The 1495-nt window shown below is 27.0% G+C and carries 1 protein-coding gene, 1 tRNA gene and 1 rRNA gene; all 3 read left to right on the top strand.

What is annotated here, in order from left to right:
* A 5S ribosomal RNA gene (gene rrf / locus KPL51_RS23000) occupies nt 1-91 on the top strand; the annotation flags it as partial.
* Nucleotides 92-97: 6 nt separating this feature from the next.
* A tRNA-Lys gene (locus KPL51_RS22995) sits at nt 98-173 on the top strand.
* 201 nt (nt 174-374) lie between these two features.
* Entirely contained in the window at nt 375-1118 is a 744-nt protein-coding gene (locus KPL51_RS22990; RefSeq protein ID WP_216166763.1) for a peptidylprolyl isomerase, read from the top strand.
* Nucleotides 1119-1495: the final 377 nt, after the last annotated feature.

Here is a 1495-nt window from a genome sequence, read left to right as displayed (position 1 = left end):
ACCCCTTCCCATACCGAACAGGTAGGTTAAGCTTCAATGCGCTAATGGTACTGCAGGGGCAACTTTGTGGGAGAGTAGGTCATCGCTAGGTTTATATGGTTTACTAGCTCAGTTGGTAGAGCACATGACTTTTAATCATGGTGTCCGGGGTTCGATTCCCCGGTAAGCCACCAAAAAAACACTTCTTGTATGAAGTGTTTTTTTATTTTTAGAATTCAAGAAGGCTTTAGAAATTTTTAAATCACATATTTGGGTGAGATTAAATTGTATCTAAAATTAATTTTTATTTAGGTAATATATATATTGATTTTGTTTTTTCACCAATTTTATGTTATCATAATAATCAAAATATAGAATTTTAAAGGAGAGTAATTATGGAAAATAAAGTTTTAGCTATAGTAAATGGAAGCGAAATAATGGAAAAAGATATAGAAAGATCATTATTAAGATTTCCCAAAGAAACACAAGATCATTACAAAACAGAAGAAGGTAAGAAACAATTCTTAGAACAAATAATAAATTTTGAATTAATATATAATTATGCCGTTGATAATGATATGAAAAATGATCCAGAGTATATAGAACAAATTAACCTTATTGAAAAAGATCTTTTAATACAAATAGGTGTAAAAAATATAATGGCAGATGTAGATATAACCGAAGAAGAAATTCAAAAATACTATGAAAATAATAGTGAAATGTTTAAAAGTGAAGAGAGTGCATCAGCTAAACATATATTAGTAGATACCTTGGTTCAAATGAAAGAAATTAAAATAGAAATAACTAATGGATTGTCTTTTGAAGAAGCAGCTCAAAAATACTCTAAATGTCCATCATCAGCTCAAGGTGGAAGTTTAGGAAGTTTCACTAGAGGTAGAATGGTTCCTGAATTTGAAAAGGCGGCCTTTGAATTAGAAGTTGGTGAAATAAGTGAACCTGTTAAGACTCAATTTGGATATCATTTAATAAAATTAGATGAGAAAAGTTTAGGAGAAGCTAAATCTTTAGAAGAATCTAGGCAAATGATTGTGAAAAATATTTTAAATCAAAAACAAAACGAAAAATATATAAGTTCTGTAGCAGAATTAAAAAATAAATATGATATAGAAATAAAATAAATTTCTATATCTATAGTTTTAATGTTATATAAATAATATGTAAATATAAACAAAAACCAATATTATCATTAGTATTGGTTTTTGTTTATAGAAAATTATAAGTTAAAAAATAAAAATTATAAATTAAAATATAAAAGTGTTGACAAAATAAAAGATACCTAGTAGAATAGTAGAAGTCGTCACATGATGGCAAACGAAATTGGTCTTTGAAAATTAAACAGAGAAATAGGTAAAATAGCGAAATAATATTTCGTTAGACCAGTTAATTACTTTAGATAAAGAAGTGATTTTAGTCGTAAGACTAAAAAGTATGTAATGAGCTTGAGTAACAACTTAACAGTTGTCTCAGATTATTCATTTCAAATAAAAAGTGCAAA

This window comes from Clostridium bowmanii (assembly GCF_018861315.1).
GTDB lineage: Bacteria > Bacillota > Clostridia > Clostridiales > Clostridiaceae > Clostridium_AD > Clostridium_AD bowmanii.
Note: the sequence above shows the minus strand (reverse complement) of the source record. Positions and strands in the feature narration are given on the sequence as shown.

What these genes read in the sequence shown, in the direction of transcription:
- KPL51_RS22990 (WP_216166763.1), top strand. Translation starts at nt 375, where the DNA reads ATGGAAAATAAAGTTTTAGCTATAGTAAATGGAAGCGAAATAATGGAA.